Origin of the sequence: Immundisolibacter sp., assembly GCF_014359565.1 — a bacterium.
GTDB lineage: Bacteria > Pseudomonadota > Gammaproteobacteria > Immundisolibacterales > Immundisolibacteraceae > Immundisolibacter.
In genome coordinates this window covers 26,221-51,049 of record NZ_JACIZD010000016.1, presented here as the reverse complement: position 1 = coordinate 51,049, position 24,829 = coordinate 26,221, and the positions used below count along the sequence as shown (strand labels likewise).

Sequence of the window (24,829 nt, the reverse complement as noted above, 5' to 3'; positions counted from 1 at the left end):
GCCGCTACGCCAATCCCAACGAAGCCATCGCCGACGTCACCCACTACATCGTCGGCTTCTACAACACCCACCGGCTGCACTCCACCCTCGGCTACCGTTCCCCGGCCGACTACGAGAAAGCCACCACCTGAAATCCCCTATCCCGGTGTCCACTGAAACTTGACCATGACAGAAGATTCGCGGCGAGGGCGCCGCTCCCACAACACAGCGCCCGTGGGAGGCCCGCCCTCGGGCCGAATCCTCCCCCTCCCCGCCCGCAGCCATCAGGCCACGCAGCCTGCTCAGAACGCCGGCAGCGCCGCTTCGGTCAGGTCCGAGAGGTCTTCGCCGTGCACGGCTGCGGCGTCGAACACGCGGCGCCACGCCGGGCTGTCGAAGGGTATTTGTCGCTCGGCGAAATAGTCGTGGGCGTTGCCGAGCACGTCATCGAGCACCGCCGCCACGTAACGCGGCGCCAGCGTCGAGTGAGCCAGCTGCGCCGGCACGGCGGCGTGGAAGCGCAGCACCGGGTCGTCGGCCGTGTAACCGCCCATGCGCATGCCCTCGAAATCCGGCTGCAGGTCCGCGCACGCCAGCAGGAACGTGATCTCCAGACTCGGGCCGGCGGGCAAGGCGCCTTGCAGGCGTTGGCGGGCCAAGGCCACGGCCACGCGGGTGACCGCCTTGTCGATGGGCGACTTTTCCAGCGCCCCGGATTTGGTGATGTTGATGAAGATGCTGCTCATGGGCGGCTCCCGATCCGGATGGGCAAGGTGTTCAGGCCCGCTGCCTGCGGGCAGGCCGCCTGCGCTGGCGCGCCGTGCGTTCACAAATCATCCGCCAGCACCTCCAGCGCGATCAGCTGTTCCCGCAGGGCCATGTGGGCGTAGAAGCCGTCGCGCCCCTGGTACAGCGGATCGCGGTACAGCGCATCGAGGGCTGTCTGGTCGTCCGGGTACACGCGGCAGGTCTGCAGCGTGTCGACCAGTGCCGCGACGCAGGCGCGCAGCTCGCTGACCGGTTCGGCCTGATAAATCCCCTCCCCCAGCAAGGCGTCGGCGCGATACAGCGGCGTGTCCCAGCCGTGCAGCTGCGCCAGTGCCGCGATCCAGGGCGGCGCCGTGTCCGGCGCCTGGCCGCTGGCGGCCAGCAGTTCGCGCGGGCTGGCCACGGCATGCAGCTGCCCGTCCGGCCGCGCCCGCGCGGCGCGAATCTTGCCGATCAGGTCGGTCTCGTCGAAGGCGAACCACGCCTGCGCACGGCCTTGCTGCGGCACTTCGAGTACGTGGATCATGGGCCCTGCTCCACGCGCCGGCACGGCGCCTCATTCATCGATGCGCAGCTTCAGGATGTCGTCCGCGGCGTGGCGGATCCGCTCCGCAATGGCCAGCGGGCTTGCTTCATAGGCCGCCCGGGCGGCGTCCAGTGCGGCCTGGGCCTGGGCCGCTTCCTGGGCGGTGAGCGGCACCCGGCCGGCCATGTGGGTGGCATCCGGCACCGCCCGCCAGATGGCGGCGCGGTTCGGGTGCCGGTGCACCGGCGTCAGGGCGTCCGCCTCGCGGCGGCCATCGAGACAGATGGCACGGCCGACCACTTCTACTCGGCGGCCGTCCTGGGTCAGCTTGATCGGTGTCCTTGACGTGTCCATGGGCGTGGGAGTTGCGACCGGTGGGGAGCCTGAGCTTGCAAAGCAACGCCCGGGCCAGTCCGCACAGGCTGTAATTCACGCCGTTTCAGGGACATGTCGAGCGCCCGGGAACCTGGGCTGTGTCGCGTTTGTCGCGCCTGTGACAGGCGGCATGGATGCCGCAGTGACGCGCCGGACATTTCCAAGGCGCTTTCCCGCGCTTCGGGGATGTGGCGACGACAAAAAAAGGCCGCGCAGTTCGCGCTGCGCGGCCTTTTGCTCGGACGACTCGCTGCTAGCGAATGATGTCGAAGCTGTAGTCGGTCTTGGCCGGCACGATGGTGTTCTTGTCGATCTCGTCGAAGATCTTGTCCAGGATCCACACCAGGACGTTCATCGCGCCCTGGTAGCCCCACACCGGGTAGCGGTGGTGGTGGTGGCGGTCGAACACCGGGAAGCCGATGCGGATCAGCGGCGTGCCGGTGTCGCGCTCCAGGTACTTGCCGTAGGTGTTGCCGATCAGGAAGTCGACCGGCTCGGTGAACAGCAGCGAGCGCATGTGCCACAGGTCCTTGCCGGCGTAGGCATGGCAGCCCTTGCCGAAGGGTGAGCTGTCGAACAGCGCCTGCATTTTGGCCTCCCACTCCTTGCCGCCGTTGGTGGACAGCACGTGCGTGGGTTCGGCGCCCAGTTCCAGCAGGAAGGACGCCAGGCCATAGCACAGGTCCGGATCGCCGTAGATTGCGAACTTCTTGCCGTGGATGTGGGCGCTGGAATCGGCGATGGCGTCCACCAGCCGGCCGCGTTCCTTGGCGAGTGCCTCCGGGATGGCCTTGCCGGTCAGGCGGGCGATTTCCATGAGGAACTGGTCGGTGCCGGCGACGCCGACTGGGTGGTTGAAGGCGAGCGTTTCCTGGCCCTTGCTGGCGCAGAACTCCAGCGTCTTGGTGGTGCAGTATTCCTGCATGGAAACCGTCGCCTTGGCGTTGAGCGCGGCGGCAGCGTCTTCCAGCGTGGTGCCGCCGTCGTACATGCGGAATTCGCCGTCGGTGGGCGTGTCCCACACGTCCGATGCATCGCACAGCATGGTGTATTCGATGCCCATCAGGTCGAAGATGCGCTTGATTTCGCGCTGGTTGCCGACGGTGTAGCCGTCGAAACCGCCCACGAAGTTGATCTTCTCGTTCGGCACGCGCTCGGGCACCGGCACGGTGCCGGCCTTGCCGTCCCAGAAGTGCTTGATCACGCCCAGCAGCGCATTGTCGTAGCCAGTGATGTGGCTGCCGACGAAGGCCGGGGTATGGGCGAAGGGCACGTCGAATTCTTCCGGCACCGAGCCCTTTTCCTTGGCGTTCTTGATGAAGGCGTTCAGGTCATCGCCGATCACCTCGGCCATGCAGGTGGTGGACACGGCGATCATCTTGGGCTTGTACATGCTGTAGGCATTGGCCAGGCCGTCGATCATGTTGTTCAGGCCGCCGAATACCGCCGCGTCCTCGGTCATGCTGGACGACACACAGGAACTGGGTTCCTTGAAGTGACGGCTGAAGTGGCTGCGGTAATAGGCGACGCAGCCCTGCGAACCGTGCACGAACGGCAGCGTGCTTTCAAAGCCGACCGCCACGAACACCGCGCCCAGCGGCTGGCAGGCCTTGGCCGGATTGACGGTCAGGGAGTCGCGGGCGAAGTTCTTTTCCCGGTATTCCCAGGTCTTGGTCCACTCGCGGATTTCCTCGACCCGGTCGGTGGGTTCGGCGTTTTCGAAGTTTTCTTTCTTGGTCTTGAACATATCCACGTATTCCGGACTCCGGAACAAGTTGAAATGATCGACCACGTTGTCGGCGTTCTGGCTCATGATAATGCTCCTGCGGTTGTAGGGTGGGTTAGCGGCACAGCCGCGTAACCGGCCAAATCTTCAGCGGTGGGTTATGGCGCCGTTCGCCTAACCCACCCTACGCTTTCCTATTTCCAGGGTGTCTTGGTCAGCGCCCACACCGGGCTATTGATCGCCATGTCCATGTCGCGGGCGAAGATGGCAAAGCCGTCATAGCCGTGATAAGGACCCGAGTAATCCCAGGAGTGCATCTGCCGGAACGGATAGCCCATCTTCTGGAAGACGTACTTTTCCTTGATGCCGGAAGCCACCAGGTCCGGCTCCAGCGCCTCGACGAACTTCTCGAACTCGTAGCCGGTGACGTCGTCGTAGATCAGCGTGCCGTCCTTCACGTAGTGGGTGGTGCGCTGGTAGTCGTCGTTGTGACCGAACTCATAGCCGGTTCCGATGACCTCCATGCCCAGATCCTCGTAGGCACCGATGACATGGCGCGGGCGCAGGCCGCCGACGAACAGCATCACCTTCTTGCCTTCCAGGCGCGGGCGGTACTTGTCGATCACCGCCTGCATCAGCGGCTGGTACTTGGCGATGACCCGCTCAGCGCCTTCCTTGATCTTGTCGTCGAAATGGCCGGCGATTTCGCGCAGCGATTCGGCGATCTTGGTCGGCCCGAAGAAGTTGTATTCCACCCACGGAATCCCGTACTTTTCTTCCATGTGCCGGCTGATGTAGTTCATCGAGCGGTAGCAGTGCAGCACGTTGAGCTTGGCCTTGGGCGTGTTCTCAAGCTCGGCGATGGAGCCGTCGCCGGACCACTGCGCCACCACGCGCAGGCCCATTTCCTCCAGCAGGATGCGCGAGGACCAGGCATCGCCGCCGATGTTGTAGTCGCCGATGATGGCGATGTCGTAGGGCGAGCTCTCGAACGGCGCCGGACGGTCCGGGTCGAGCTTGTCGAACACCCAGTCGCGGATCGAATCGTTGGCGATGTGATGGCCCAGCGACTGGCTCACGCCGCGGAAGCCCTCGCAGCGCACCGGCACGATGGTCTTGCCGCCGTATTCCTTCGACTTGGCCTTGGAAACGGCCTCGATGTCGTCGCCGATCAGGCCGATCGGGCATTCGGACTGCACCGTGATGCCGTGGTTGAGCGGAAACAGCACCTCGATTTCGTCCATGATCTTGGCGAGCTTCTTGTCGCCGCCGAAGACGATGTCCTTTTCCTGGAAATCGGAGGTGAACTGCATGGTCACGAAGGTATCCACCCCCGTGGTGCCGATGTAGTAATTGCGCCGCGCCGCCCAGGAATACTGGCCGCAGCCCACCGGACCGTGGGAGATGTGGATCATGTCCTTGATCGGACCCCACACCACGCCCTTGGAACCGGCGTAGGCGCAACCACGAATGGTCATCACGCCGGGAATGGATTTGACATTGGACTTGACGCCGCAGTCGGACTTGCCTTCCTCGAAAGTGCCCAGATGCTTGCCGCGGCGCTTGGCGGTCTTATCCGGATAGACCTCCAGCACTTCGTCGATGAGCGCCTTGTTGCGCTCTTTGGTTTGTTCGACTGTCAGGCTCATGTTCGGTCTCCTAACTTACACCTTGGAACTGAAGTTTCCGTTGAACCCCAAGCCGATCGGGTTGCTGTGCATGCCATCGGGTGGGGATGAGTCGAAGGGCACTGCCCAGGGCTTGCGCCCTGGGCAGATTCCGTTTGCTTGGGGCCTCAGGCCGCAGCCGCCGCCGCGGCATCGGCCGCGAGTTCCGCTGCGGTCTTGCCGACGATGGATTCGTCCACCCGCTTCATGATGCCGTGCTCCATCAGCAGGTCTTCGAGTTCATCCATGGTGATGGGCGTCGGAATGGTGCCGTTGCCCTTGTTTTCATGGATCTTCTTCGCCAGCGTCCGATACTCGTCGGCCTGCTTGGAATCCGGCGCATATTCCAGAACCGTCATGCGACGCAGTTCGGCGTGCTGGACGACGTTGTCGCGCGGAATGAAGTGAATCAGCTTGGTGCCGAGCTTCTTGGCCAGCGAATCGGCGAGCTCATATTCCTTGTCGGTCTGCCGCTCGTTGCAGATCAGGCCGCCCAGGCGCACGCCGCCGGAGTTCGCGTACTTCAGAACGCCCTTGGCGATGTTGTTGGCCGCATACATGGCCATCATCTCGCCGGACATGACGATGTAGATTTCCTGCGCCTTGTTCTCGCGGATGGGCATGGCGAAACCGCCGCACACCACGTCGCCCAGCACGTCGTAGGAAACGTAATTCATGTCGTCGTAGGCGCCTTCCTCTTCGAGGAAGTTGATCGAAGTGATCACGCCGCGACCGGCGCAGCCGACACCCGGCTCGGGGCCGCCCGACTCGACGCAGCGGATGCCCTTGTAGCCGGTTTTCATCACCTGATCGAGTTCCAGATCCTCCACGCTGCCGGCGGCCGCGGCCAGGGACAGAATGGTGTCCTGCGCCTTGGCGTGCAGGATCAGGCGGGTGGAGTCGGCTTTCGGGTCGCAGCCGACGATGAGAATTTTCTCGCCCAGGTCGGCCAGGGCCGCCAGAGTGTTCTGAGAGGTGGTGGACTTGCCGATGCCACCTTTGCCATAAAAGGCGATTTGACGCAGATCAGACATGGTTTTTGCTCCTAGAGATGGTGACCAACACTCGGCAAGCGCGAATTGCGATTGCCTTGGCACGGGCCCATCCGGTCGGCAGGGTGACGCCCTGTGGTCTTATTCTGCGACCGCGCCTTCCGCCCAAACTGGTCCCTCGGCGGTCTTAACGCAACCGCTGTGCCAAGCTCGATTGTTTAAATTAACGTATTGAAGTGAATATTATTTTTTAATAAAAACCAAGGCCAGGCGGGCTGTTCGAAAGGCGACACAGCGGTGGGCTGTGTGACAAACACAACAGCGGCCAGCACTGCCGCGGATCGAAAAGCCAGCCCGACGCCGGACAAACAAAACACGTCGCTGCGCCCTCCCCTGTCTGCCAGGGCCCGACTCACGCGGAAAATGCCTGCGACGGATGACGCATCCGTCGCCCTGCTCGTACGCAAAAAAAGAAACGGTTCGAATCTTGCTTGGAGGTCCCGCACAGACAGCTTTGCGGAGGCAAGCCATGCAAATCGGAGTAGACGCAGCCCGCGCGGTGGAGAACCGGCGCGTGTTCGTGGTGGACGACGACGACATCACCGCCACGGTCCTGCAATTCATGCTGCAGGACGAGAACGAGACTCACCTGTTGACCGACCTGGCGGCACTGGCCACGGCGCCGCTGATGCCAGACCTGTTGCTGGTCGGCGTGGCCCTGCTGGCCGCGCACGGTGCGCCGAGCGCCCTCAAGACCGAATGCGGCGGTGCCCGGCTGCTGGCGGTGGCCGACCGCGACGCGGGCACGGCCGCCGAGTGGGCGACCACCGCCGGCGCCGACGGGGTGCTGTGGAAACCGCTGACGGTGGAGACCGTGCGCCGGGCGGTGGACCGCCAGCTCGGCCGGCGCACGGAACTGCACATTCCGGTTGCCGTGCGTTGACGGGCGCCTGCCGCGCTGCCGCGGCGGGCCTCCCCGGCACGGCGAAAACCTGCGCAATGGCGCCCGGCCTGCTCGCACAGGGCGCGCCCCGTTTCATGACTGTCGGACATCGGCCATGGATCGCCCGTGGCTGAATCGTTCGACTGGGCGGACATCGAGCGCCGCGCGCTGGGTGCCTACCTGGGCTTCGCGGTCGGGGATGCGCTGGGCGCCACCGTGGAGTTCATGAGCGTGGCCGAGATCGCCGCCAGCTTCGGCGTGCATCACAACCTGCGCGGCGGCGGCTGGCTGAAGCTGCGCCCCGGCCAGGTGACCGACGACACCGAGATGTGCCTGGCGCTGGGCGCCAGCATCATCGACGGTGGGGGCTTCGATCCACGTGCCGCGGCCGAGGCGCTCGCCGCCTGGCTGGTCGGCACGCCGGTGGATGTCGACCACACATGCCGGCGCGGTCTGCGGCGCTATCTTGGCGACCGCAGCCTGAGCGCGCCGCCCAGTGCCGGCGATCCAGGCAACGGCGCCGCCGTGCGCAACCTGCCGGTGGCGCTGGCCAGCCTGGGCGACCACGCCGCGCTGGAGCACTGGACCCTCGCCCAGTGCCACCTCACGCACAACCACCCGCTGTCGGACGCCGCCGCCGTGGCCTTCGGGCGCATGCTGCAGGCGCTGCTGCTGGGCGGCGGCCACAAGGCCTGCCGGGCCGAGGCCAACCGCCTGATCGCCGCCTGGGGGCAGTTCAACTTCCGGCCCTACCCCGGCCGCGCCAGTACCCTGGTGGTGGAAACCGTACAAACGGTACTGCACGGCTACTTTCGCACCGACAGCTTCGAGCGCTGCCTGATCGACGTGGTCAACCGCGGCGAGGATGCCGATACCACCGGCGCGCTGGCCGGCATGCTGGCCGGCGCCACCTACGGCGTCGGGGCCATCCCGCGCCGCTGGCTGGGGCGTCTCGAAGCACCGGTCAGAACCGCCATCGAGGCGCAGGTGCAGGGCCTGCTGAGGATCGCCCGTGAGCGCCTTCAGGACACGATCGGATGCGCGTGAACTTCTACGAGAAGCCGGGCTGTGCCAACAACACCCGCCAGAAGCGCCTGCTCGAAGCCGCCGGCTGCCAGGTGCTCGCCCACGACCTGCTGCGCGAACCGTGGACCACTGAGCGTCTGCGGGCTTTCTTCGGCGACCGGCCGGTGGCGCAGTGGTTCAACCGCGCCGCGCCGCGGGTCAAATCCGGCGCGGTCCGTCCGGACGACCTGGACGCGACCACGGCGCTGGCCCTGCTGCTGGCCGAACCGCTGCTGATACGCCGCCCGCTGATCGAGGTGGCTGGCTGGCGCACGGTCGGCTTCGACGCGGCGGAACTCGAACGGCAGATCGGCGTGCGCTTCGCCAGCGCCGCGCCGGACGGCTGCTCGCGGCGCTAGCTAGCCGGCGGCGGCGTCCAGCAGGCGCGCCAGCCGCCCCACGGCCGCCTCGACGCGGCCGTCCCAGCGGCAGGCGCACGACAGACGCATGAAGTTCCGATACTTCTGGGTGGCCGAGAAGATCGGCCCGGGCGCGATGCTGACGCCCTCGGCGCGGGCCAGCTTTGCCAGCTTGAGGCTGTCCACCCGCGGCGCCAGTTCCACCCAGATCACGAAACCGCCGGCCGGCTGGGTGATGCGCGTGCCGGCCGGGAAATGCCGCGTCACCGCCTCGATCATCCGGCCCACGGCACGCGCATAGTCGCCGCGCACCGCGCGCAGGTGGCGCTCGTAGCCGCCGCTGTGCAGCACGTCCGCCAGCGCCAGCTGCGGCACCGTCGGGCTGGCCATGTTCAGAACGTACTTGAGGTATTCCACCCGCGCCTGGTGCCCCCCCGGCACCAGCCAACCCACGCGCAGCCCCGGCGACAGGGTCTTGGAGAACGACGCGCAGTACAGCACCTCGGCGCCGGTCCCCGCGCTGAGCGCCAGACACGGCGGCGGCCGGCGCGGGCCGAAGCCCAGATCGCCGTAGATGTCGTCCTCGATCAGCGGCACGCCGCGGGCGCCGAGCAGCGTCAGCAGGCGCCGCTTGCGCGCCTCGGACATGCAGTACCCCAGCGGGTTGCTGAAGTTCGGCGTGGCGATGCAGGCGCGCACCGGCCAGCGGTCCAGCGCCAGCTGCAGGGCCTCCAGCGACAGGCCGTCCACCGGGTCGGTGGGGATCTCCAGCGCTTCCAGTTGCAGGGAATCGAGCGCCTGCAACGAGCCGTAAAACGTCGGCGACTCGATGGCCACAACGTCCCCCGGCCGCGTCACGGCGCGCAGCGCCAGCACCAGTGCTTCCTGACAGCCGTTGGTGATGACGACATCGTCGGCGCCGACGGCGCAGCCGTAGGCGGACATGCGGCGCGCAATCTGCCGCCGCAGTTCCGGCAGGCCGGGCGGAAACTCGTACGCCGCCGCCCGGTTGCGGTGCTGGCGGGCGGCACGGGCCAGAGCCCGTTCCACCGCCCGCACCGGCAGGAAGCTGGGGTCCGGCACGGCGGCACCGAACTGCACCACCGCCGGGTCGTTGCTGGCCTTGACCAGGCTCAGCACCAGCTCCTGTCCGGTCACCGGACTCGGCTGCGCGGCCGGCGCCGAACGCGCCGGCGCCGGCACCCGGGCGGCGGGCCGCGCACTCACGTAGTAGCCGGAACGGGCACGCGCCTCGATCAGAGCGTCGGCCTCCAGGCGCCGGTAGGCGGCCAGCACGGTGGCCACGCTGACGCCGCGCGTGCGGCTGAGCACCCGCACCCCGGGCAGTCGCTCGCCGGCGCCATAGACGCCCTGCTCGATGTGCTCGCGCAGGTCGGCGGCCAGGCGGTCATACAACAGGTCCATCGCAGCTCCGGTACAGCAGGCGGCCGGCGGGACCGGCACAGGCGTGATTCATCGACAACTGTGCCGCAACAATAATCTGTTTTTGAATCTGTACCGCTACCCTGCCCCGCACGTACAGTGCGCCGACCGCTGCGAAGGACCGCCATGACCACACCGCTGTACATCGTCGACGCCTTCACCGATTGGCCCTTCGCCGGCAATCCGGCCGCCGTCTGCCTGCCCGATACGCCGCGCGATACTGCCTGGATGCAGGCCCTGGCCGGCGAGCTCAACCTGTCCGAGACCGCTTTCCTGCGGCCGCGCGCCGACGGCGACTGGGACCTGCGCTGGTTCACGCCAGCAGTCGAGGTGGACCTGTGCGGCCATGCCACGCTGGCCAGTGCCCATGTGCTGTGGCACGAGCGCCGGCACGCCGACTGGCCGCTGCGTTTTCATACCCGCAGCGGACCGCTCACTGCCACGCGTCACGGGCGGGGCATCACGCTCGACCTGCCAGCCGACCCGCCGCTGCCAGCGTCCGCGCCAGCGGGACTGGTCGCCGCGCTGGGCGCCTCGCCGGTGTGGACCGGCCGCTGGCCGAAGGGCCACGTGGCGGTGCTGGAGCACGCCGCCCAGGTGCGCCAACTGACGCCAGACATCGCCGCGCTGACGGCAGCCGGTATCGAGCGGCTGATCGTCACCGCGCCGGGCGACCGACCGGACCAGGATTTCGTCTCGCGCTTTTTCGCTCCCGGTGTCGGCTTACCGGAAGACCCGGTCACCGGCTCCGCGCACTGTGTACTGGCGCCTTACTGGTGCGCGCGCCTCGGCCGCACGCGACTGACTGGCTTCCAGGCCTCCCGGCGCGGCGGCGTGGTCGGGGTGGAACTGGCCGGGGATCGGGTGCGCCTGACCGGGCAGGCGGTCACCATCCACTCGGGAGCGCTACATGTGTAAGCCCCTCATGCCCGCCCGACCTCGCTTCGCCAACCAGGAGACCGCATGGACGCCCTGACACAACTGCGCCTTTCCGCGGCCTACAACCGCTGGGTCAACACACGCCTGTATGACGCCTGTGCCGGCCTGAGCGCTGCTGACTACCGGGCCGACCTGGGCGCGTTCTTCCGGTCCGTGCACGGCACGTTGAACCATCTTCTGCTGGGCGACCTGCTGTGGCAGGCGCGCATCCGCGGCACCGCACCACCGGCCAGCCGGCTGGACGCCGAGCTGGCTCCCGACCTGCCGGCCCTGCGCCGGCGTCAGGCGCAAGCCGACGCCGCGCTGCACGACTACCTGCAGACCTGCCGGGAAACCGACCTGATGCAGCCGGTGCGCTACACCAGCGTGGTGACCGGCAAGGTCATGACCCTGCCGCGGTGGACTGCCCTGACGCATCTGTTCAACCACCAGATTCACCACCGCGGGCAGCTGACGGCGCTGCTGAGCCGCCTGGGCGTCGACTACGGCGACATCGATCTGGTTTGGATGCCGGGCGTGGCCCATGTGGACGAGGCCAGCACATGATCACCACCGGCTTTGCCCGGCACTTCGCCGTCGCCTGGATCGGCGCCTGGAACCGGCACGATCTGGACGCCGTGCTGGCCCACTGCGCGGACGACATCGAGCTGACCGCTCCGCGCCTGCCGGCACCAGGCAGCCGCCTGCGCGGCAAGACCGCAGTGGCTGCCTGGTGGGCACGGGCACTGACCGCCGCCTCGCTCACCGTGGCGCCGCGCCTGCAGCTGGCGGCAACCGCCACCCTGACCGGCACCGACAGCATGGTCCTGCTGTACCGCAGCGGCGGCCGGCTGCATGCGCAGACCTTTCGTTTCCGGCCGAACGGCCTGCTGAGCCACACCGCCATCCATCCACTGGCGCCGCGCGCGCCGGAGAAGCCGCATGTCATTCACCGCTCCTGACCCCGACTATCAGCGCCGCGTGCGCGACAGCTTCGCGGCGCAGCCGTTCATGGCCACGCTGGGCGCTCGCCTCACCGGGCTGCAGCCGGGTAGCTGCGAGATCACGCTGGCGTTCGACCCCCGGCTGACGCAGCAGCACGGCTTCCTGCACGCCGGCGTGGTCAGTACGCTGGCCGACAACGCCGCCGGCTATGCGGCCTTCTCGCTCATGCCGGCGCAGGCGCAGGTGCTGACCACCGAGTTCAAGATCAACCTGCTCAATCCGGCCCGCGGCCAGGCGTTCTTCGGCCGGGCGCAGGTGCTCAAGGCCGGTCGCACGCTGACCGTTTGCGATGCCAACGTGTACGCCCGGGACGGCGATACCGAGACCCTGTGCGCCCGCGCCCTGGTGTCGCTGATGGCCCTGTTGCCGTCCGCTGCCTGAAACCCATTCGCACAGGAGCCGCGCCGTGCTCGACCCCGACTTCGCCCACCGCTTCGCTGCCGACTGGATCGACGCCTGGAACCGGCACGATCTGGACGCCATCCTGTCCCACTACGCCGACGACTTCACCATGAGCTCGCCGCTGATCGCGCAGCTCGCCGGCGTGCCATCCGGCCGGCTCAGCGGCAAGTCCGCGGTGGGCGCCTACTGGTCCGAAGCGCTGCGCCGCCTGCCGGATCTGCGGTTCACGCTGATCGACGTCTTTGTTGGCGTCGACAGCCTGCTGCTGCATTACCAGGGCGCCCGCGGCCCGGCGGCGGAGTGGTTCGAGTTCGGGCCCGATGGCCAGGTCATCCAGGCCGCCGCCCATTACGCCGCCTGACCGGGGGGAAATCCCATGCCCGACCCCAAACCGCCGATTGCCGTGCGCGCCGCCGACTGCCCGCCCCGCCGCCGCGTCTCTGCCTATCCGGATGCCGTCGTGGCGCAAGTGGAGGCGGCGCTGGCCGGGCGCGAGAAGCGTGCACTCGGTGCCGTGTTCGGGCTGGGCAATTTCGGCGTCAACCTGACCCGCCTGGCGCCGGGCGCCATCTCGGCCTTGCGCCATGCCCACACCGCGCAGGACGAGTTCATCTACGTGCTGGCGGGCTGCCCGACACTGGTCACCGACGCCGGCGAGACCCTGCTGGAGCCCGGCATGTGCGCCGGTTTTGCGGCCGGCAGCGGCGACGCCCATCAGCTGATCAACCGCAGCGCTGCCGAGGTGCTGTACCTGGAAGTGGGCGACCGCACGCCGGGCGACCGGGTGACCTACCCGGACGACGACCTGGCCGCCGAACTCACCGGCGCCGGCTGGCGCTTCACCCGCAAGGACGGCACCGCGTACTGACGCTGCGTCACCGAGGAGCAAGTCATGGCCACGCCCATCACGCTGTACTTCGATCTGGTCAGCCCCTACGCCTGGCTGGCGCTGCACGCCGTAGACGCCATCCAGCAGGCCACCGGCCGCGCCGTGATCGTCACGCCGGTCGCCTTCGGCGCCATCCTCAAGCGCCACGGCCAGCCGGCGCCGGTGGAAGTGCCGGGCAAGCGCGCGCAGATCTTCGACGACATCCGCTGGCGCGCCGCCGAGCGCGGCCTGCCCTTCACGGGCCCGCCGGCGCACCCGTTCAACCCGCTGCACGGCCTGCGCCTGTGCCTGGCGGTGACCGACCCCGCCCGGCGCGCGGTGCTGGCCCGCCACCTGGCCGACGCCGCCTGGTCACAGGGACGCGACCTGCAGCAGGCGCAGGTGGTGCTGGATGTCGCCGGCGCCTGCGGGCTGCCGGAAACCTGGGCCAGGGCGCAGATTGCCGACCCCGGCATCAAGCAGGCGCTCATTGACACCACCGACCGGGCCGCCGACGGCGGCGTGTTCGGCGTGCCCACCTTTGCGCTCGACGGACGCCTGTTCTGGGGCAACGACCGCATCCCCCACTTGCTGGCGGCGGCGCGCGGCGAGGGTCCACCCGCGGCGTGAACCGCAGCATGGATGCGCTTCCCGGCGAATACTGCCGCGCGGCGCGTGCCGGGGCATCACTGTGGCGGAATCACCGAATGCGCCTGCGGTCTCGGCGTCACGCCACGACCGGTCGGGCGAGACCCGAACCGGTGTCATGCCGACTGACATGAACCTTGGGTTACGCTGCCGACTCCCGTGTCCGGAGCACACGACACCGTGATGGGCAACACCATGCTGCGCAACGACAGACTCGGCGCCCTGCTGCTGGGCGTGTTCATCTTTCTCGGCCTGAGTTCCCTGGGCTACCTGCTCGGGACATCGGCCATCCGGGTGAAACAGTACGAACGCAGCGTGACGGTGAAGGGACTGTCGGAGCGGGAATATCCGGCCGATGTCGTGATCTGGCCGATACAGTTCACCGCCGCCGGCAACGATCTGCAGGCCCTGTACGCCGTGACCGAGGACAACACGGCCCGGGTCAGAACGTTTCTGGTCGAACACGGCGTCGCCGAGGGCGAAATCACCGCGTCCGCCCCTGCCGTGACCGACAAGTCAGCCCAGCAGTACGGCAACAATGCCAGACCGGAGTTTCGCTACACGGCCCAGCAGACCGTCACCGTGTACTCGGAAAACATCGACGCGGTGCGCTCGATCATGGGCGCGCTGTCCGAGCTCGGCAAGCAGGGCATCGCCTTTACCGGCGGCGACTACCAGTCACAGACCGATTACCTGTTCACCCGGCTTAATGCGGTAAAGCCGGAGATGATCGAAGAAGCCACCGACAACGCCCGACAGGTGGCACAGAAGTTCGCCGCCGACTCGCACAGCACACTAGGCAAGATCAAGAGCGCCTCCCAGGGCCAGTTCAGCATCGAGCCGCGGGACAAGAACAACCCGCACATCAAGAAGGTGCGGGTGGTGTCGACGGTCGAGTACTACCTGTCGGACTGACGCGGTACGAGTGGATGCCACATTCCTGCGTCGGCTTTGGCACAGTCGATTGGCCGTCGCACGCGTCTGCTGGCGACCAAATGCATGGCTCCTAGGCTGCTGATCTTCTTAAGTAAGCTGTCGCAGCCCCTCGGCTACCGGCAGCACCGCCCGCATGCATGACGACGTTCTCGCTTTCTGGTTCGAACAGACCGAGCCCGCCCAGTGGTGGGCCGGCGTCCCGGCCTTCGATGCGCTGATCCGCCGGCGTTACGCGGCGCTGCTGCAGCAGGCCGCCAGTTGCGAGCTGTACACCTGGCGTGCCACGCCGCATGGACGGCTGGCGGAAGTGATCGTTCTGGACCAGTTCTCGCGCAACATCCACCGCGACACGCCGCACGCCTTCGCCCAAGACGGCATGGCCCTGGCACTGGCGCAGGAGGCGGTGGCCGCCGGCGTGCTCAGGGCACTGGAGCCGGTGCAGCGCTGCTTCATGCTGATGCCCTACATGCACAGCGAGTCGCGCACCATCCACGCGCTGGCGGAGCCGCTGTTCGCGGCCTTCGCGCCGCAGGACAACCACCAGTACGAACTGCGCCACAAGGCGGTAATCGACCGCTTCGGGCGCTACCCGCACCGCAACGCCATCCTCGGCCGTCCCTCGACCCCCGATGAGGCGGACTTTCTGGCGCAGTCGGACGCGGACTTCTGAGCCGGCTCAGCCAGCCAGCGCCTGTGCCGGCATTGCCTCACCGGCCAGGCAGGCTGTGAAGTCGGCCAGCGACAGCGCCAGCACCTCGATGCCGTGCTGCGCCAGAAAGCGCGCCTCGTTGCGGCTGGGTGTTTCCGGCAACACCGCGTAGTGCTGGTCCGACGAGCGCTTCATGACCTGGCGGGCAAAGGTGCGGCCGAGCTGGTCGTCGAAGCGGCAGCCCAGGAACAGGAACTGCCGCCCGGCGCGGCGGCGCTGCACCTCGGCCGGGATCGGCGTCTGGATGTCGATTTCGGTCAGCACCTCGACGAAGTCCGAATCGGACACCAGAAAATTGCCGGCCGGCGCCACCGAGCCCAGCGGCTGGTACAGCAGCGTGGTCCAGGCGCCGGCCGCCTCGGGGGTGGTAAGGGTGCCCGCGGCGTCGAAATGGTGACACCAGACGCCCTGATGCTCGGCCTGGCTGACGCCCTGCACCATGCCCCAGTCGCCCCGGCCGGCCAGCGCCCGCTGCGGCAGGTCGTCGTACCAGGCGTGCACGATCAGCGGCAGGCCGGCGATATCCGCCAGCAACCGGTGCAGCGCCGTGGGCGCGACGGCCGGGGCGAAGGCCTCGCGCATGGCGGCGGCGACGGTCTTGCGGTGCTTGAAGTTCTCGATGAACTGCGCCGCCGCGGTGAGGTTGCCGAGCAGCTTGTGCGGCACGCTGGCCTTGGCCGTCAGGTGCTTGACCAGTGCCTGTGGCGAGGCCGGCAGCGGGCAGGCCGGGCCGGCCAGCGCCAGCACGCCGGGGCCAAGGTAAGGCACCACCTGTCCGGCAGACAGGCCGGCCAGCACGGCGGCGACGGCGGTGTCCATCAGGCGGCCTCGTCCAGTTTGGCCTGCACGGCGCCCAGCGCCGCCGGTGGCAGGCGAAACAGGCCGCGCCCGCCGGACAGGGCGGCAAAGTATTGCCCGGCGACCTCGCTGAGCAGGTTGAACCAGTCCTGTGCGCCAAGACCGGCCGGGCGGGCGCCGATCTCGGTGACGGTGCCGTCCGGGGCGAAGCGCACGTGAATCATCGTTTCATCCGCGGCCATGTGGGTATCTCCAGGTGTGGGGGATTGAACCGGCGGCGGTCACAGACCGGAGCCGAAACCGAGCAGTTCGACGGTGACATCCTCCGTGCCAAGGAGCGACTGGCAGGCCAGGCGCGACTTCGAGCCGACGCCGACGATGGCGTCCAGGCGCTCGTTCTCGGCCGCCCCGATCTTCGAGATCGACTTGCGGCCTTCATGCACGAACACATGGCAGGAACCGCACTGCGCCTTGCCTTCGCATTTGTGGGGAATGGGTTCGCCCGCGGCCAGCAGGGCGGCCAGCAGGCTGCTGCCGGTCGCGGCCTCGAAACGGTTGCCGGACGGCTGGACGGTGATGAATGGCATGGACGGTCTCCTTATGGGTTGCTGACTACAGATAAATCGCCGCCCCGGCGCCGACGTTGACCGAGGCGTCCTTCATGGTGGCCACGACGAAGGCCACCTGTTCCTCGGTCAGGTGCCCGTGGAACGGCAGCGCGACGGCGCGGTCGGCCAGTTTTTCGGTGACGAACAGCTTGATCGCCGCCGTGCCGGCCGGCAGATAGGCGCGCTGGCGATGCAGCGGCTGGCAGTAGGGATGCGACTCGACATCCTCGGTGCGCAGATCCTCGACGATGGCGTCGCGACTGGAGCGGCTAAAGCGCGTGCCCAGGTGCACCACGTACAAGAACCAGTGCACCTGGTCGACCTCGGGCGCCTGGTAGGGCGGCTTGATGCCCTCGAAGGACAGCACGTGCTCGCGGTAGTAGGCCTCCACCTGCAGGCGCCGCTCCAGGATGGCCGGCAGGCGTTCGAGCTGCACCCGGCCCAGCGCTGCCTGTATTTCCGATAGGTCTGCCGCGTAGGGCACCACGCCGGAACCGACGATGTTGCCCCGGTCGGCCGGCCGCCGGCCGCGCAGCCGGCGCGCCATGGCGGCCAGATCGGCGTCGTCGGTGACCAGCATGCCGCCGCTGCCGCAGCACAGCGCTGCCGGCTGGCTGAAATCGAACACGGCCAGGTCGCCGAAGCTGCCGACCGGCTGGCCGCGGTAGAGCGAGCCGATGGCCTCGCTGGAATCCTCGATCAGGCGCAGGCCGTGCTGGTCGGCCAGCGCCCGCAGCGGTTCCCAGGCGGCCGGGTGGCCGAGCGTGTTGGCCGCCAGGATGGCCCGCGTGGCCGGCGTGACGGCAGCGGCCACCTTGTCCGGCGCCAGCGTGCCGGACCAGTAGTCGACGTCCACGAAACGCGGTGTGGCGCCGGCCAGCGCAATGGCATGGGCGGTCTCGCGCCAGCCATAGGCGGACGCGATCACCTCGTCGCCCGGGCCTATCCCCAGGCCACGCAGCGCCAGCAGCAGGCCGATGCGACCGCTGGCCACCGCCACCGCGTGACGGCGGCCCAGATAGGCCGCGAACTCGGCCTCGAAGGCGGCCACCTGCGGGCCGTCGCCCAGATTCGGCGAGCGCAGCACGGCGTCCACCGCTGCCAGCTCGGCAGTCGAGATGTCGGGGTCGGAAAACAGGATGGTGCAGTCGTCGCTCACGGTGCGCGCCTCGCCAGGACGATGCCGGTGGCCTGCGCCGGGTCGGCGGTGAGCTGCCAGCAATGGCCGGCGCCGTTGACCAGGTGCAGATCGAAACCGGGGTAGCTGCGGTAGGGCGACTCGGCCAGGTCGGCGGCGTCACAGCGGGTGACCGTCAGACGTGGAAAGCGCGCGCGCAGCGCCGCGCCGTCCGGGCCACCGGCGGCGGCCAGCAGGGCATCCAGGGCTTCGAGGTCGACGCTTTCCATGGCGGCCGGCTCAGGCGTCTTCCAGCCGGCGGGCTTCCACCGTCACCGGCAGGCGCGTGTCGGCCGCCAGGTCCGGCAGCTCCAGCCGCCAGCCGTTGGCGAGCGTCACCTGACCGCCCCACATCTGCGTTTTCTCCATCGCCACGATGGGTTCTTCCAGATCCTTCTTGGGCACGTAGGCGCTCAAGCTGCCGGCGGCGTCTTTGCGGATCATCACTTTCATGGCATGGGCTTCCGGTGGCAGGGTGTGGTCAGGGTCAGCGCCAGAAGCGCCGTTCGGGATCGGTGCACAGCAGATCGAGCGCATCGGCCAGGCGCCGGTGGCTGCCGCAAAACTGCCAGGCGCCGGCGACGTGGTCGCGGGCGTACAGGCACCAGGGGCCGCTGTCCGGCGCCGCGTCGGCGCGGTGTTCCAGCAGCGCGATGTCGATCACGCCGCCGCCGGGGTCGACGTTTCGCGAACAGCACGGGCTGTCGATGCGGTAGCCGCCGGGCGCGGCATGCACGCTGGGCGTCACGTAGCGGTAGCGCCGGCGGCTGTGCAGGGCGCGGGCAATGCGTTTCAGGTCCACCTCGTTTGGATGGCGCGCGGTGGCTTGAAGGGCGCTGGGCGCGGTCATGGCCATGTCCTCAGGCCGGGTCCAGTTCCTGTTCCAGGCAGCCGACCACGCGGCCGGGGCCGAACTCGATCAGGTATACCGACACGCCGGACTCGACCTCGACCCCGACCTGCACCACCTCGCCGGTGCTGCCGGCCGGGGCCAGCAGAGCGTCTTGCGGCAAGCCGGGGTAGGAGCCGTCGTTGTGCAGGTCGATCAGCGCCCGCACCCGCTGACCCCAGGAAAACCGGGCCGGTTCGCCGGGCGTCATGGTTGGGCCTGCCTATCGGTCTCGGTCTGCGCAGCCTCCACCGCTGGCTCGACCGCTTCCAGTTCGCGGGTTTTCATGCCCACGCGGTAGCCGTGCGACACGAAATCGACGCCGTATATGTAGAACTGCTGCAGGAAGGTGCCGATGCTGGTGACGTAGCCGACGTCGCCTTTCTTGACCAGCACGTCGCCGATTTCCCGGCCGGTGAAGGTGCCGTCGTTGCGCACTGTCTTGCGGCTGCGCACCTTGTCGCCGTAGTTGAAACGCGGCGGACCCACCAGTTCATTGGTGTCCGAATCGCGGGCAATGTCACCCATGCTGTTCACCCTGACGGTCAGTGGGGAAAGACGGCTCCCGGCACTCGGCGAGGCGCTCGTTCGCCAACGCGTGCACCAGGGGGTCGGGGTCTGCGAGCAGCGCCGCGAGCTGCTTCGGCGCGATGCGCTCGGTCACGGCGTAGCGCACGCGCCAGTCGGCATCGCCGCTGAGCCAGACCAGCAGGTGCGGCGGCAGGCGGCGGGCCACTTCAAGGCGGACCTCGGCATCCTCGTCGGCGGCCAGGCAGATCAGCCGTGACGGATCCAGCCGCCGCGCCAGTTCGCGCCGCACCTGCGGTTCCGGATCATTCAGCAGCAGGCCCAGGCGATGCTCCGGCAAGCGTCTGGCGACCACCAGGCGCACGTAGTAGTCCGTGTCGTGGCGCATGGCTTCCAGGTCACTGCCTTGCAAGCGGTGGGCGACGCGGATGCGCACCTCGCGGTGCGGATCGTCCCGCAGGCGCAGCAGGTGGCGTTGCGGCAGGCGGGCGGCGGCGCTCCAGCGCACGGTCTCGTCCGGATCGTCCAGCAGCGGCAGCAGACGAAACACCGGCGCGTACTTGGCGGCCACGGCGCGCGCCTCGAAATACGGGTGCTCCAAGTAGTCCGCGGCCAGTTCCGGGTGCCAACTGAAAAAACGGTCGATGCGCCGCGCGTAGCGGTCGTGCACGCAGGCCTGGCCCGGCCGGCAGGCGCCGTCGGCCAGCCAGTCCCGGTGCCGGCAGGCGGCACAGGGCAGCGCCTGGCCGCGAAAATCGAGTGCGTCGATGTCCGACTCAGTCGTCGTCATCGCCCTGCTCCAGGCGCAGCAGCACGTCCAGCAGAACCTGTCCGCCGATGCGGTCGGCAGGGTCCAGTTCCAGCAGCTTGCGCGCCGCCTGCTGGCCCTCACCGAGTTGCCCCAGGCGCAGGTGCAGATAGGCATAGCCCTTGAGCGTGAACAGATAGAACCGCGCCAGCACGGCGTCGTAATCGTCGAAGTCGGCGGCGCTGCGCCGCACCTCGGTCCAGTCGGCCGGTAGCCCCAGATGCCGCGCCGCCCAGACCAGGCACTGCTCGGCCACCGCCAGCGCCTGCGCCCAGCGACCCTTGTAGAAGAAGTACCGGTAGCGGCCGATCAGCACCGCCGCATGGTCCGGCGCCAGCGCCGCCGCGGCGGCCAGGTGCCGCTCCGCCACGGCATCGTCGGGGTAGTTCAGGCCGGCGGCTCGCAGATGTCTTTCGGCATCGGGCGGCAATGCGCCGCCCAGCACCGTGGTCGCCAGGAACACCTGCTCGACGCTGGTCGGAGCGGCTGCGGCCGGTTCGGGCGCTGATGCACGGCGTAGCGGTTCCAGAACGGCGGCCACGGTCCGTCCCTACGAGCGGCGCTGACGGCCGATGCTGGCCACGTCGACCGTGGCCAGGGCCGGCGCGGTGGGCGCACTGGCCGTGCTGCTGCAGCTGCCGGCGCCGGCGACGTTGCGAAAGGTCAGGCCCGACTCGGTCGGCGTGTCGGCGAAATCCACCGTCGCGCCCTGCAGCAGCAGGCGGCTCTGGGCCGGCAGGAACAGCTTGAAGCCGTCCATCTCCAGGGCCACATCGCCGGCCGGCGGCGCCACCTCGACGGTGAACTCGCTGGCCAGGCCCGAGCAGCCGCCCGGACTCACCAGCAGCCGAAAGCCGGTCACGCCGTCGCCGCCGAAGCGGACCATGCGGCGCATGAACTTCTGCGCCGCCGGGGTCAGGGTGATATCCACGGCGGGCCTCACGCGCTGGCCTGATAGCGCGGGTAGGCGAGGTCGATGATGCAGGTGTCGTCCACCGGGCATACCGCCGCGCACTGCGCCTCGTCGAAGTAATTGATGCACTCGGTGCATTTCTTGGGGTTGATCACGAATACCCCGTTCTTTTCCGAGATGGCCTGGTTGGGACATTCCGGCTCGCAGGCCGAGCAGCCGGTGCACTGGGAGGCGACGATCTTGTAAGCCATGACGCAAGGCTCCTTTGGGTCAATGAAAATCAGGCGGCGATGTAGGCGCCCTGGCGGATGTCCGCATCGCCTCGGGATTGGTGGGTGATCTCGCCGGCCCGAACCTTGCCGACGTAGTCCATGAAATAGGCGATGGCCGACTGCTCGATGTACTGGTGGGCGTACTTGTCCACCGGGTCGATGCCGGCCTTTTTCAGGTCGTCTTTCGGGCAGCCGCCGATCTTGGCGACGAACACGGCATGGCAGTCGTTGATGGCGCGGATGACGGTCACCAGCGAGTCTTCCTCGCCGTAGCCGCCCTGGCAGTACAGGTCCACCCGGCGGTGGCCGACGAACTTGGCGCCCTTGGCGTTGACTTCGTAGATCTGGAACTCGGTGGCGTGGCCGAAGTGCTCGTTGACCTTGCCGTGGCCCTTGGTGGCCACCGCGATCAGCATCGAGATGCCTTCCGCATCCGCCAGTTGCGAAAGCTGTTCCTGCTCGGCCTTCTTGGCCGCCACTGTCGCCTGGCGCTCCTGTTCGACCACCTGCTGGTACTCGCGGCGGGTGGTGGCGTCGTAGACGACCTCCATCTGGTCGATCTTTTCGGTGGTGAACTCGGCGCTGCGATCCTCGCCCAGCAGCCCGACCGCGTCGGCGCGGCACTGGCGGCAGTGGCGCATCATGTTCATCTCGCCCTCGCAGGCGTCCTGCAAGGCCTTCAGTTCCTGCGCGGTCGGGCCGCGCTGGCCGTTCAGGCCGAACACGGTGCCGTGCTCCGGCGCCGAGATCAGCGGCATGATGTTGTGCAGGAAGGCGCCGCGGGACTTGACCGCCCGGTTCACCTCGACCAGGTGCCTGTCGTTGATGCCCGGAATCATCACCGAGTTGACCTTGCACAGGATGCCGCGCGCGGTGAGCATCTCCAGTCCCTGCATCTGCCGCTCGGTCAGAATCCGCGCCGCATCGATGCCGGTCCAGCGCTTTTTCTGGTAGTAAATCCACGGATAGATGTGCTGGCCGACCTCCGGGTCCACCATGTTGATGGTGATGGTGACGTGGTCGACGTTGAACGACTGGATGGTGTCGACGTGATCCGGCAGCGCCAGGCCATTGGTCGACAGGCACAGCTTGATGTCCGGCGCGGTCTTGGCGATCAGCTCGAAGGTCTTGAAGGTCTTGTCCGGATTGGCCAGCGGATCGCCGGGGCCGGCGATGCCGAGCACCGTCATCTGCGGAATGGTCGAAGCCACCGCCAGCACCTTCTTGGCGGCCTGCTCGGGGGTCAGCTTTTCGCTCACCACACCGGGGCGGGACTCGTTGGCGCAGTCGTACTTGCGGTTGCAGTAGTTGCACTGGATGTTGCAGGCCGGCGCCACCGCGACATGCATGCGCGCGTAGTGGTGATGGGCTTCCTCGGAATAACAGGGATGGTTCTTGACCTTCTCCCACACCTCCGGAGTCATGTTGTCCGGACCGCCGGACGAGCCGCAGCTCGCCTTGCCGCCCTCGCTGGAGGTGCCGCAGCCCTTGTGCTCGGCAGCCTTCTGCAACAGCGCGTCCAGCGGCAGCAGTGGCTGGATGTTCGGATGATTCGTTTCAGCGTGCATGGCGCCTCCTGATGTGCGTTGACTGTGGCCCGGTGCCAGCGGGCCGCGAGCGCTACGGTGCGATCGCGTGGGGGAAGTCAGCACACCTTTCGCAACCGCCGTGCCAGCGGCTCATGAAGGCGCAACAGTCTGATATGGCGTTTGTTTATCGAGAATTGTCGGATGTCGCAGACGCGACAATCCGGGCGCACCCCCGATAGGGGTACGACAAACGCGACGCGCTGCATCCATCAGTGGCAGAAGAAGGCCGACACCGTCCGCCTGCGCCGGCTGCTGGGTGTCAGTCGCTCGGGCTTCAGACGCTCGGCCACCGTTTCCCCCCTCGCCCGATATCTCGGCGTCGTTGCGAGGCCGCGCAGCCGCCGCGGCAACCTGGCCTTGACTGTACGTCGGCGCTGCCGACGCAACCCATGAAGGCAAGGCCCTCACGTCGCTGCGCTCCTCAGGGCGATGGGACCCGCCCAAGCGGCACGGCAACTGGACATGTCGGCCAAGACCCCTGGCCAACTGGCTGGGCGCATCCGGCCCCTCGCTGAGCTCGCCCAGCCGCCAGGCGGTCAGCGAGCTGGCCCGGCTGCGGGCCAAGAACGCGACGCTCAAGATGGAGCGCGAGATCCTGAAATTAAAAGCGACTGCGTTCTTCGCCAGGGAGCCCAAGTGAGGTACGCCTTCGTCGCGCGTGAACGGGCTCGTTATCCGCTGCGGTTGCTGTGCCGCGGGCTGGTGGTGTCCCACTGCGGCTTCCACGACTGGCGGCACCGCCAAGTCAAACACGCCGTAGCGCGTCCTCAACCTGTCCGGCCATCGCTCCGGGGATCAGCCGCAGAACGTCCTCGCCGGGGGGCAAGACGTAATCGCTTCCACAGGGGCGCGGCTGGGCGGCGCCTTGGCCTTTTCGCATGCGCTTCTCACATGCGCTTCGGCCCGCTGGCCAGCGGTGGACCCCGTCGAAAAATCCGCTCTGCGCGCCGGTGCTGTGCCTGGCGCCTTTACAACACGCCCGTCCAGGCGCTTGTGTCCCGATGCTGATTGCAACGCTCCCAAACGGCGGGTAGGCCGGCGCGCCGTGCGTTATCCTTGCGCATCGGTTTCGGCCTCAAAACAAACCATTCGGCATCAGGAGGAAGACATGTACCAGGATTACCAGCGCCTGAAGTTCCACCGCGACGGCAGCATCCTGACCATTGCGCTGTCGAATCCGACCGCGCGCAATGCGGTCGACGCCGACATGCATGCCGAGCTGGCGCGGGTGTTTCTGGAGGTGGCGCTGGACACCGACACGCGCGTGGTGGTGCTGACCGGCGACCCGGACGGCAAGGCCTTCTGTGCCGGCGGTGACCTGAAATGGATCGAGAGCATCGAGGGCAAGGGCGAACGCTACGCGGTGGTGCTCAAGGAAGGCCTGGACATCGTCAAGACCATGTCCAACACGCCGCAACCGATCGTGTCGATGATCAACGGCCACGCCATGGGCCTGGGCGCAACCATCGGCCTGTTCGCGGACGTCAGCTTCATGGACGAGACGGCCAAGATCGCCGACCCGCACGTGTCGATCGGCGTGGTGGCCGGCGACGGCGGCGCCATCATCTGGCCGCTGCTGATCGGCCCCAACCGGGCCAAGGAATTCCTGATGACCGGCGATGCGCTGACCGGCACCCAGGCGGCCGCGATCGGCCTGGTCAATCACGCCGTACCGGCCGCCGAACTGCAGGACCGCGCCTACGCCTTGGCCCGCAAGCTGGCCAGCGGACCGCAGCTGGCGATCCAGCTGACCAAGCGCTCGGTGAACCTGTTCGTCGGTCAGGTCATCGAGCAGGTGCTGACCGCCTCGCTGGCCATGGAAGGGCTGACCTTTGCCAGCGCCGATCACCGCGAGGCGCTGCGCGCCTTCTTCGCCAAGGAAAAGCCCAAGTTCCAGTAAGCCTGCCAGTAAGCCTGC

Annotated in this window: 35 protein-coding genes; 14 read left to right on the top strand and 21 right to left on the bottom strand. The window is 67.8% G+C overall.

Annotated features, from left to right (window positions below):
- Nucleotides 1-131: IS3 family transposase (locus H5U26_RS13155; protein WP_366055942.1), on the top strand; the 131-nt coding region annotated here is incomplete at its 5' end.
- A gap of 150 nt (nucleotides 132-281) precedes the next feature.
- Here H5U26_RS13155 and H5U26_RS13150 read toward each other — a convergent pair.
- The 6 genes from H5U26_RS13150 to nifH all read right to left on the bottom strand — a co-directional run bounded on the left by H5U26_RS13150 (nucleotide 282) and on the right by nifH (nucleotide 6,075).
- The gene (locus H5U26_RS13150) at nucleotides 282-725 is read right to left on the bottom strand and encodes a hypothetical protein (RefSeq protein ID WP_290620437.1); all 444 of its coding nucleotides are present in this window, start codon (nucleotides 723-725) and stop codon (nucleotides 282-284) included.
- A gap of 80 nt (nucleotides 726-805) precedes the next feature.
- On the bottom strand, nucleotides 806-1,273 hold the full coding sequence (locus H5U26_RS13145; protein WP_290620434.1) for a hypothetical protein: 468 nt from the start codon (nucleotides 1,271-1,273) through the stop codon (nucleotides 806-808).
- Nucleotides 1,274-1,303: 30 nt separating this feature from the next.
- Nucleotides 1,304-1,627 (bottom strand): hypothetical protein, encoded by a 324-nt coding sequence (locus tag H5U26_RS13140; protein ID WP_290620432.1) that lies wholly within the window; start codon nucleotides 1,625-1,627, stop codon nucleotides 1,304-1,306.
- Between the two features lie 274 nt (nucleotides 1,628-1,901).
- Nucleotides 1,902-3,461 (bottom strand): nitrogenase molybdenum-iron protein subunit beta, encoded by a 1,560-nt coding sequence (nifK, locus tag H5U26_RS13135; RefSeq protein WP_290620430.1) that lies wholly within the window; start codon nucleotides 3,459-3,461, stop codon nucleotides 1,902-1,904.
- 107 nt (nucleotides 3,462-3,568) lie between these two features.
- Nucleotides 3,569-5,023, bottom strand: a complete 1,455-nt coding sequence (gene nifD / locus H5U26_RS13130; RefSeq protein WP_290620428.1) for a nitrogenase molybdenum-iron protein alpha chain — start codon at nucleotides 5,021-5,023, stop codon at nucleotides 3,569-3,571.
- 146 nt (nucleotides 5,024-5,169) lie between these two features.
- Nucleotides 5,170-6,075, bottom strand: coding sequence for a nitrogenase iron protein (gene nifH, locus H5U26_RS13125; protein ID WP_068802292.1), 906 nt, complete (start codon nucleotides 6,073-6,075; stop codon nucleotides 5,170-5,172).
- Between the two features lie 487 nt (nucleotides 6,076-6,562).
- On the opposite strand from nifH, the gene H5U26_RS13120 reads away from it, so the two are divergent.
- The 3 genes from H5U26_RS13120 to H5U26_RS13110 all read left to right on the top strand — a co-directional run bounded on the left by H5U26_RS13120 (nucleotide 6,563) and on the right by H5U26_RS13110 (nucleotide 8,400).
- A complete protein-coding gene (locus H5U26_RS13120) occupies nucleotides 6,563-6,976 on the top strand; it encodes a hypothetical protein (RefSeq protein ID WP_290620425.1) in 414 nt (137 codons plus the stop codon).
- Nucleotides 6,977-7,102: 126 nt separating this feature from the next.
- On the top strand, nucleotides 7,103-8,023 hold the full coding sequence (draG, locus tag H5U26_RS13115) for an ADP-ribosyl-[dinitrogen reductase] hydrolase (protein ID WP_290620423.1): 921 nt from the start codon (nucleotides 7,103-7,105) through the stop codon (nucleotides 8,021-8,023).
- The gene (locus H5U26_RS13110) at nucleotides 8,014-8,400 is read left to right on the top strand and encodes an ArsC/Spx/MgsR family protein (protein ID WP_290620421.1); all 387 of its coding nucleotides are present in this window, start codon (nucleotides 8,014-8,016) and stop codon (nucleotides 8,398-8,400) included. Before draG ends, H5U26_RS13110 begins: the two co-directional genes overlap by 10 nt.
- On the opposite strand, the gene H5U26_RS13105 is transcribed toward H5U26_RS13110, so the two are convergent.
- Nucleotides 8,401-9,825, bottom strand: a complete 1,425-nt coding sequence (locus H5U26_RS13105) for a PLP-dependent aminotransferase family protein (RefSeq protein ID WP_290620419.1) — start codon at nucleotides 9,823-9,825, stop codon at nucleotides 8,401-8,403. It lies immediately after the preceding gene.
- 144 nt (nucleotides 9,826-9,969) lie between these two features.
- On the opposite strand from H5U26_RS13105, the gene H5U26_RS13100 reads away from it, so the two are divergent.
- The 9 genes from H5U26_RS13100 (at nucleotide 9,970) to H5U26_RS13060 (ending at nucleotide 15,290) form a co-directional block, all read left to right on the top strand.
- Nucleotides 9,970-10,761, top strand: a complete 792-nt coding sequence (locus tag H5U26_RS13100) for a PhzF family phenazine biosynthesis protein (RefSeq protein WP_290620417.1) — start codon at nucleotides 9,970-9,972, stop codon at nucleotides 10,759-10,761.
- A gap of 45 nt (nucleotides 10,762-10,806) precedes the next feature.
- Nucleotides 10,807-11,328, top strand: a complete 522-nt coding sequence (locus H5U26_RS13095; protein ID WP_290620415.1) for a DinB family protein — start codon at nucleotides 10,807-10,809, stop codon at nucleotides 11,326-11,328.
- Nucleotides 11,325-11,723 carry a nuclear transport factor 2 family protein gene (locus H5U26_RS13090; RefSeq protein WP_290620413.1) on the top strand — a complete coding sequence of 133 codons (399 nt, stop codon included), beginning with the start codon at nucleotides 11,325-11,327 and terminating at the stop codon, nucleotides 11,721-11,723. The genes H5U26_RS13095 and H5U26_RS13090 overlap by 4 nt, the downstream gene beginning before the upstream one ends.
- Nucleotides 11,704-12,147 (top strand): PaaI family thioesterase, encoded by a 444-nt coding sequence (locus H5U26_RS13085; protein ID WP_290620411.1) that lies wholly within the window; start codon nucleotides 11,704-11,706, stop codon nucleotides 12,145-12,147. Before H5U26_RS13090 ends, H5U26_RS13085 begins: the two co-directional genes overlap by 20 nt.
- Nucleotides 12,148-12,172: 25 nt before the next feature.
- Nucleotides 12,173-12,529: a nuclear transport factor 2 family protein gene (locus H5U26_RS13080; protein ID WP_290620409.1), complete on the top strand. Its 357-nt coding sequence runs from the start codon at nucleotides 12,173-12,175 to the stop codon at nucleotides 12,527-12,529.
- A gap of 15 nt (nucleotides 12,530-12,544) precedes the next feature.
- Nucleotides 12,545-13,036, top strand: coding sequence for a cupin domain-containing protein (locus tag H5U26_RS13075; RefSeq protein WP_290620407.1), 492 nt, complete (start codon nucleotides 12,545-12,547; stop codon nucleotides 13,034-13,036).
- Nucleotides 13,037-13,060: 24 nt separating this feature from the next.
- The gene (locus H5U26_RS13070) at nucleotides 13,061-13,666 is read left to right on the top strand and encodes a 2-hydroxychromene-2-carboxylate isomerase (RefSeq protein WP_290620405.1); all 606 of its coding nucleotides are present in this window, start codon (nucleotides 13,061-13,063) and stop codon (nucleotides 13,664-13,666) included.
- A gap of 213 nt (nucleotides 13,667-13,879) precedes the next feature.
- A complete protein-coding gene (locus H5U26_RS13065; protein ID WP_366055960.1) occupies nucleotides 13,880-14,599 on the top strand; it encodes an SIMPL domain-containing protein in 720 nt (239 codons plus the stop codon).
- Between the two features lie 154 nt (nucleotides 14,600-14,753).
- Nucleotides 14,754-15,290 carry a DUF924 family protein gene (locus H5U26_RS13060; protein ID WP_290620401.1) on the top strand — a complete coding sequence of 179 codons (537 nt, stop codon included), beginning with the start codon at nucleotides 14,754-14,756 and terminating at the stop codon, nucleotides 15,288-15,290.
- 6 nt (nucleotides 15,291-15,296) lie between these two features.
- Here the strand turns inward: H5U26_RS13060 and H5U26_RS13055 are convergent, their stop codons facing one another.
- The 14 genes from H5U26_RS13055 to nifB all read right to left on the bottom strand — a co-directional run bounded on the left by H5U26_RS13055 (nucleotide 15,297) and on the right by nifB (nucleotide 22,890).
- Nucleotides 15,297-16,148: an SIR2 family protein gene (locus H5U26_RS13055; protein WP_290620399.1), complete on the bottom strand. Its 852-nt coding sequence runs from the start codon at nucleotides 16,146-16,148 to the stop codon at nucleotides 15,297-15,299.
- Nucleotides 16,148-16,369, bottom strand: a complete 222-nt coding sequence (locus tag H5U26_RS13050; RefSeq protein ID WP_290620397.1) for a hypothetical protein — start codon at nucleotides 16,367-16,369, stop codon at nucleotides 16,148-16,150. Before H5U26_RS13050 ends, H5U26_RS13055 begins: the two co-directional genes overlap by 1 nt.
- Before the next feature lie 39 nt (nucleotides 16,370-16,408).
- Complete coding sequence (locus tag H5U26_RS13045; RefSeq protein WP_290620395.1) at nucleotides 16,409-16,714, bottom strand: 2Fe-2S iron-sulfur cluster-binding protein; 306 nt, start codon at nucleotides 16,712-16,714, stop codon at nucleotides 16,409-16,411.
- A gap of 25 nt (nucleotides 16,715-16,739) precedes the next feature.
- The gene (locus tag H5U26_RS13040; protein ID WP_290620393.1) at nucleotides 16,740-17,894 is read right to left on the bottom strand and encodes a DegT/DnrJ/EryC1/StrS family aminotransferase; all 1,155 of its coding nucleotides are present in this window, start codon (nucleotides 17,892-17,894) and stop codon (nucleotides 16,740-16,742) included.
- Complete coding sequence (locus H5U26_RS13035; protein WP_290620391.1) at nucleotides 17,891-18,142, bottom strand: DUF6129 family protein; 252 nt, start codon at nucleotides 18,140-18,142, stop codon at nucleotides 17,891-17,893. Before H5U26_RS13035 ends, H5U26_RS13040 begins: the two co-directional genes overlap by 4 nt.
- A gap of 10 nt (nucleotides 18,143-18,152) precedes the next feature.
- On the bottom strand, nucleotides 18,153-18,365 hold the full coding sequence (nifT, locus tag H5U26_RS13030) for a putative nitrogen fixation protein NifT (RefSeq protein WP_290620389.1): 213 nt from the start codon (nucleotides 18,363-18,365) through the stop codon (nucleotides 18,153-18,155).
- A 34-nt stretch (nucleotides 18,366-18,399) separates the two neighbouring features.
- The gene (locus tag H5U26_RS13025) at nucleotides 18,400-18,762 is read right to left on the bottom strand and encodes a hypothetical protein (protein ID WP_290620387.1); all 363 of its coding nucleotides are present in this window, start codon (nucleotides 18,760-18,762) and stop codon (nucleotides 18,400-18,402) included.
- 10 nt (nucleotides 18,763-18,772) lie between these two features.
- Complete coding sequence (locus tag H5U26_RS13020) at nucleotides 18,773-19,012, bottom strand: nitrogen fixation protein NifZ (RefSeq protein WP_290620385.1); 240 nt, start codon at nucleotides 19,010-19,012, stop codon at nucleotides 18,773-18,775.
- Nucleotides 19,009-19,329: a nitrogen fixation protein NifZ gene (locus H5U26_RS13015; RefSeq protein ID WP_290620383.1), complete on the bottom strand. Its 321-nt coding sequence runs from the start codon at nucleotides 19,327-19,329 to the stop codon at nucleotides 19,009-19,011. The genes H5U26_RS13020 and H5U26_RS13015 overlap by 4 nt, the downstream gene beginning before the upstream one ends.
- On the bottom strand, nucleotides 19,322-20,119 hold the full coding sequence (locus H5U26_RS13010; RefSeq protein WP_290620381.1) for a 4Fe4S-binding leucine-rich repeat protein: 798 nt from the start codon (nucleotides 20,117-20,119) through the stop codon (nucleotides 19,322-19,324). The genes H5U26_RS13015 and H5U26_RS13010 overlap by 8 nt, the downstream gene beginning before the upstream one ends.
- Nucleotides 20,106-20,600, bottom strand: coding sequence for a hypothetical protein (locus tag H5U26_RS13005; protein WP_366055959.1), 495 nt, complete (start codon nucleotides 20,598-20,600; stop codon nucleotides 20,106-20,108). Before H5U26_RS13005 ends, H5U26_RS13010 begins: the two co-directional genes overlap by 14 nt.
- Before the next feature lie 87 nt (nucleotides 20,601-20,687).
- Nucleotides 20,688-21,068: an iron-sulfur cluster assembly accessory protein gene (locus tag H5U26_RS13000; RefSeq protein ID WP_068802278.1), complete on the bottom strand. Its 381-nt coding sequence runs from the start codon at nucleotides 21,066-21,068 to the stop codon at nucleotides 20,688-20,690.
- Between the two features lie 8 nt (nucleotides 21,069-21,076).
- Entirely contained in the window at nucleotides 21,077-21,301 is a 225-nt protein-coding gene (locus H5U26_RS12995) for a 4Fe-4S binding protein (protein ID WP_290620375.1), read from the bottom strand.
- Between the two features lie 29 nt (nucleotides 21,302-21,330).
- A complete protein-coding gene (gene nifB / locus H5U26_RS12990) occupies nucleotides 21,331-22,890 on the bottom strand; it encodes a nitrogenase cofactor biosynthesis protein NifB (RefSeq protein WP_290620373.1) in 1,560 nt (519 codons plus the stop codon).
- Between the two features lie 1,129 nt (nucleotides 22,891-24,019).
- On the opposite strand from nifB, the gene H5U26_RS12985 reads away from it, so the two are divergent.
- Nucleotides 24,020-24,811: an enoyl-CoA hydratase-related protein gene (locus H5U26_RS12985; RefSeq protein WP_290620371.1), complete on the top strand. Its 792-nt coding sequence runs from the start codon at nucleotides 24,020-24,022 to the stop codon at nucleotides 24,809-24,811.
- Nucleotides 24,812-24,829: the final 18 nt, after the last annotated feature.